We start from the raw sequence: 4,977 nt of genomic DNA on the forward strand, positions 1-4,977 counted from the left end.
CCCCTCCACCACGCACCCCAACACCCGCAGCGCATCCCCTCGCCGCTCATCGCAGGCTGCGGCCAGCCGGGGATGGACATGGCGCCGGTGTCCGTCGTAGAGAACGACCTGCAACTCCCCCTCCCACCACCGCAGCGACACATACACCGAGGCATCCGCCGCGAACCGGAACGCGCATGCTGTCAGTTCCCCCACCACCTGCACGGCAGCGTCCGTCATCTCCTCCAGCCCATGTGCCTGGAGAACGACCCGAGTTGTGGCTCGGGCGACCGACGAACTCACCGCCTCGGCAGGCAGGGTGAAGCCGTACGTGAGTGAGTCCGGGGACGGGGCCGGTGTCTTCGTGAGGTCGGTCGAGATGGGGCAGGCCGAGATGGCGAGCGATGCGGGCATGGCGAACTCCCTTTTCACGCGGTGGACTTGAAGCGGTCAGCGAACGCCCGACCAGTGGCCTGTCTCCCTGGCGCGAGCGTGCCCCTCCCAGGGAAGGAGAACGCGGGCAGGCTCGCGCGATGCGCTTCCGAGTGACGCCGGGCGGTGCGCAACTAGTTACCGACTGTAGACAGGATTGGTGGTCTTTTGCCACCTGCTCAACGGAATTACCACCAGTCGGGTGGACCAACCAGCCGTCAGAAGGGCAGACTTACGCCGCACCCGCTGGAGGAAATGACACATGCCGCCGAGGTCGACACCGACGGAACGCCAGAAGCGCTTGGGCGCCGAACTGCGCAAGATGCGGCTCGCCGCAGACGTGACCACGGAGTACGCCGCAGGGCTGCTCGGGCTCGACCGGACGAAGGTCTCCAACATCGAGTCCGGGGTCCGGGCCATCAGCGCAGATCGACTGATGACACTGGCCTGCAACTACGCGTGCCGCGACAAGGCGTACGTCGACGCCTTGGTCGACATGGTCGGGACACGTACGCGCGGCTGGTGGGAGGTGTACCGGGGGCAAGTCCCCGCAGGGCTCCTCGACATCGCGGAACTGGAATGGCACTCCAAGAGCGTGCGCGTGGGGCTGGCCATGATCCTGCCGGGCCTGCTGCAGACCGACGGCTACGCCCGCACCCTCTTCGGGGCCGCGCTGCCACCCCTCTCAGCGGCGGAGGTCGAGCTGCGCGTAGCCCTTCGCCTCCAACGGCAACAAGTGCTGTACCGGGAACAGCCGATCACTTACGTCGGTTACGTACATGAGGCCGCCCTGCGCATCGAGTTCGGCGGGGCCAAAGTGATGCGCGGCCAATTGGACCGCCTCTGCGAGGTGTCCGAGCGCGACAACATCGGCGTACGCGTGATTCCCTTCAAAGCGGGGGCATTTCCCGGCGCCGGGCAAGCCGTGGTCTACGCCGAAGGGCCCGTCCCTCAGCTCGACACCGTGGAACTTGACTCCGCACACGGCCCCGAGTTCTCCCACGGTCAATCTCAACTCGACAAGTACCGTGCCCACTTGGACTGGATGGAAGCCGCGTCGCTATCGCCCAGCGCGTCACGCGACTTCATCCACACGATCGCCCGCCAACTCTGAGGAGTCGCGTTGCCCGACATCACTTGGGAAGAACCGTTCTGCGCCGAAGGCGCCAACTGCTTCCGCATAGGCACCGACCCGACCGGCAACGCCTACATCGCCGTCGCCGGTCAGGAGGACACTTACCTCACCGACACCCGCGAAGCCCTCCGCACCCTGATCCAGGACATCAAGGCCGGCAAGGCCGACCACCTTCTCTAGCGCGCCCAGGCGTGTTCGCCCTCGCTCAGCAGCGCTAAGGAGCGCCACCATGCCCGACATCACCTGGGAAGCCCCTTACTGCGGCGAAGGCGCCAACTGCTTCCGCGTAGGCACCGATCCGACCGGCAACGCCTACATCGCTGTCGCCGGTCAGGAGGACACCTACCTCACCGACACCCGCGAAGCCCTCCGCACCCTCATTCAGGACATCAAGGCCGGCAAGGCCGACCACCTTCTCTAGCGCACCCGGCGCATCCGCTACGACGACGAAGGCGCCCCCTGTCACCTACAACAGGGAGCGCCCTCAAAGCCGTACCGACGTGTCACCTCAGGCGTGCTCGCCCTCGCCCAAGTGGTGGACCCGGACCATGTTCGTCGTGCCCGGGACGCCAGGCGGGGAGCCCGCTGTCATGACGACGATCTCGCCGACCCTGAAGCGGCCGAGCTTCAGCATCTCCTGGTCGACCAGGGAGACCATCTCGTCCGTGCTGTTGACGAACGGGACCACGTACGAGTCGACGCCCCAGCTCAGGGCGAGCTGGTTGCGGGTGCCCTCGTCCGTGGTGAAGGCGATGATCGGCTGGGCCGCGCGGTAGCGGGAGAGGCGGCGGGCCGTGTCGCCGGACTTGGTGAAGGCCACCAGGCCCGTGCCGCCGAGGAAGTCGGCGATCTCGCAGGCCGCGCGGGCCACCGAGCCACCCTGCGTCTTCGGCTTCTTGCCGGGAACCAGGGGCTGGAGGCCCTTGGAGAGGAGCTCCTCCTCGGCCGCCGCGACGATCTTTGACATCGTGCGCACCGTTTCCAGCGGGTACGCGCCTACGCTCGACTCCGCCGACAGCATGACCGCGTCCGCGCCGTCCAGGATCGCGTTCGCCACGTCGGACGCCTCGGCGCGCGTCGGGCGGGAGTTGGTGATCATCGACTCCATCATCTGGGTCGCGACGATCACCGGCTTGGCGTTGCGCCGGCACAGCTCCACCAGGCGCTTCTGCACCATCGGGACCTTTTCGAGGGGGTACTCGACGGCGAGGTCACCGCGGGCCACCATCACGCCGTCGAAGGCCGCGACGACCGCGTCCATGTTGTCGACCGCCTGCGGCTTCTCCACCTTGGCGATGACCGGGACGCGGCGCCCCTCCTCGTCCATGATCTTGTGGACGTCGTCCACGTCGGCGGCGTCGCGCACGAAGGACAGGGCGACCAGGTCGCAGCCCATGCGCAGGGCGAAGCGCAGGTCGTCGATGTCCTTCTCGGACAGGGCCGGGACGTTCACGGCCGCGCCGGGCAGGTTGATGCCCTTGTGGTCCGAGATGACGCCGCCCTCGATGACGATCGACCGCACCCGCGGACCCTCGACGTCCAGGACCTTCAGCTCGACGTTGCCGTCGTTGATCAGGATCTGGTCGCCGCGCGACACATCACCCGGCAGGCCCTTGTACGTCGTACCGCAGATGGTCTTGTCACCGGGGACGTCCTCGGTGGTGATGACGAACTCGTCGCCCCGGACCAGCTCGACGGGGCCCTCCGCGAAGGTCTCCAGGCGGATCTTCGGGCCCTGGAGGTCGGCGAGGACACCGATGGCCCTGCCCGTCTCCTTGGCGGCGGCACGGACGCGGTCGTACCGGCCCTGGTGCTCGGCGTGCGACCCGTGGCTGAAGTTGAACCGGGCCACGTTCATTCCGGCCTCGATCAGCGACACGAGCATTTCGTGGGAGTCGACCGCGGGGCCGAGAGTACAAACGATTTTCGAACGGCGCATGGGGCGATCCTATCGGTTTGTTTCGCTTCGGAATATTCCGCCTGGTGGACGACGTGGAAGCACCCAGTGGACACAAAGGGGCGGGTTAGCGCTCAGGTGAGGCTCTTCCGGCAATGTCTTCCCATTGTTCGTCCAATATCCGCTGAGTGTCTTCAGTTGTCCGATCGCGTCGATCGCGTCGGTCTCGTCGGTCGCGTCGGGCTCGTCGATCCGGCCGCGCTCACCAGTGCGTACGTCTGTGTCGCGATCTCCAGCTCCTCGTCCGTCGGGACGACCGCCACCGCGACCCGGGAGCCGGTGGGGGAGATCAGGCGGGCCTCGTGGCTCCGTACGGCGTTCAGGGCGCCGTCCACGGACACGCCCAGGCCCTCCAGGCCCGCCACCGCCGCCTCGCGCACCGGCGCCGCGTTCTCGCCGACCCCGGCCGTGAACGCGATAGCGTCCACCCGGCCGAGTACCGCGTAATACGCGCCGATGTACTTCTTCAGACGGTGGATGTAGATGTCGAAGGCCAGCCGGGCCGCCGGGGCGTCCGCGCCGCCCTCGTCGATACGGCGGCGGATTTCCCGCATGTCGTTGTCTCCGCACAGACCGAGCAGGCCGCTCTTCTTGTTGAGAAGAGTGTCGATCTCGTCCGTGGACATTCCGCCAACGCGCGCCAAATGGAAGATGACGGCCGGGTCGAGGTCGCCGGACCGGGTTCCCATCACCAAACCCTCCAGCGGCGTCAGGCCCATCGACGTGTCCACGCACCTCCCGCCCCTTACGGCGGACGCCGACGCCCCGTTGCCCAGGTGCAGCACGATCACGTTCACGTCCTCGGGCGCCCGGCCGAGCAGCCTCGCCGTCTCCCGCGACACGTACGCGTGGGACGTGCCGTGGAACCCGTACCGCCTGATCCGGTGCTCGTCCGCCGTCTTCACGTCGATCGCGTAGCGGGCCGCCGACTCCGGCATCGTGGTGTGGAACGCCGTGTCGAAGACCGCCACCTGGGGGAGATCCGGGCGCAGGGACTGGGCCGTACGGATGCCGGTGAGGTTCGCCGGGTTGTGCAGCGGGGCCACCGGGATCAGGCGCTCGATCTCGGCGAGGACCGCGTCGTCGACGACCGTCGGTTCGGTGAAGGTCTGGCCGCCGTGGACGACCCGGTGGCCGATCGCCGCCAACTCGGGGGAGTCCAGGCCCAATTCGTCCTTCGCCAGCTCCTCCGCCACCGCCTGGAGGGCCGCGTCGTGGTCGGCGATCGGGCCCGTGCGCTCACGTGACGCCCCGCCGGTCGCCAACGGGGTGTGCTTCAGGTGGGACGTCTCCTCGCCGATGCGTTCCACCAGGCCCATGGCGAGCCGGCCGCTGTCGCACATGTCGAGCAGTTGGTACTTCAGCGAGGACGAGCCGGAGTTGAGGACGAGGACACGGGTCGCGGTCACTGCGCGGATGCCTTTTCGGTAGAGGTAGAGGTAGAGGCAGAAGTGGGGGTGGGGGTGGGGGTCGT

6 protein-coding genes are annotated in these 4,977 nt (G+C 67.7%); 3 read left to right on the plus strand and 3 right to left on the minus strand.

What is annotated here, in order from left to right; translation table 11 throughout:
• The coding region (locus AOK08_RS39870) for a hypothetical protein (protein WP_055535204.1) at positions 1 to 393 on the minus strand (393 nt) is incomplete at its 3' end.
• Between the two features lie 280 nt (positions 394 to 673).
• Between AOK08_RS39870 and AOK08_RS39875 the strand changes: the two genes are divergently transcribed.
• From AOK08_RS39875 to AOK08_RS39885, 3 genes are read left to right on the plus strand one after another with little or no spacing between them, the layout of a single operon-like run.
• Positions 674 to 1,525: a helix-turn-helix domain-containing protein gene (locus tag AOK08_RS39875; RefSeq protein WP_055535195.1), complete on the plus strand. Its 852-nt coding sequence runs from the start codon at positions 674 to 676 to the stop codon at positions 1,523 to 1,525.
• Between the two features lie 9 nt (positions 1,526 to 1,534).
• Positions 1,535 to 1,726, plus strand: coding sequence for a hypothetical protein (locus AOK08_RS39880; protein WP_055535197.1), 192 nt, complete (start codon positions 1,535 to 1,537; stop codon positions 1,724 to 1,726).
• Between the two features lie 49 nt (positions 1,727 to 1,775).
• Positions 1,776 to 1,967, plus strand: a complete 192-nt coding sequence (locus AOK08_RS39885; RefSeq protein ID WP_055535199.1) for a hypothetical protein — start codon at positions 1,776 to 1,778, stop codon at positions 1,965 to 1,967.
• Between the two features lie 87 nt (positions 1,968 to 2,054).
• Here the strand turns inward: AOK08_RS39885 and pyk are convergent, their stop codons facing one another.
• Positions 2,055 to 3,485 carry a pyruvate kinase gene (pyk, locus tag AOK08_RS39890; RefSeq protein ID WP_055535201.1) on the minus strand — a complete coding sequence of 477 codons (1,431 nt, stop codon included), beginning with the start codon at positions 3,483 to 3,485 and terminating at the stop codon, positions 2,055 to 2,057.
• A gap of 152 nt (positions 3,486 to 3,637) precedes the next feature.
• On the minus strand, positions 3,638 to 4,912 hold the full coding sequence (locus AOK08_RS39895; protein ID WP_055535203.1) for an acetate kinase: 1,275 nt from the start codon (positions 4,910 to 4,912) through the stop codon (positions 3,638 to 3,640).
• Positions 4,913 to 4,977 lie beyond the last annotated feature (65 nt).

Source organism: Streptomyces graminilatus (genome assembly GCF_001418565.1).
In the GTDB taxonomy this organism is placed as follows: domain Bacteria; phylum Actinomycetota; class Actinomycetes; order Streptomycetales; family Streptomycetaceae; genus Streptomyces; species Streptomyces graminilatus.

Bases quoted from the DNA above. Each gene is read 5' to 3' on its own strand.
- AOK08_RS39875 (WP_055535195.1), top strand. From the start codon at position 674: ATGCCGCCGAGGTCGACACCGACGGAACGCCAGAAGCGCTTGGGCGCC.
- pyk (WP_055535201.1), bottom strand. From the start codon at position 3,485: ATGCGCCGTTCGAAAATCGTTTGTACTCTCGGCCCCGCGGTCGACTCC.
- AOK08_RS39885 (WP_055535199.1), top strand. From the start codon at position 1,776: ATGCCCGACATCACCTGGGAAGCCCCTTACTGCGGCGAAGGCGCCAAC.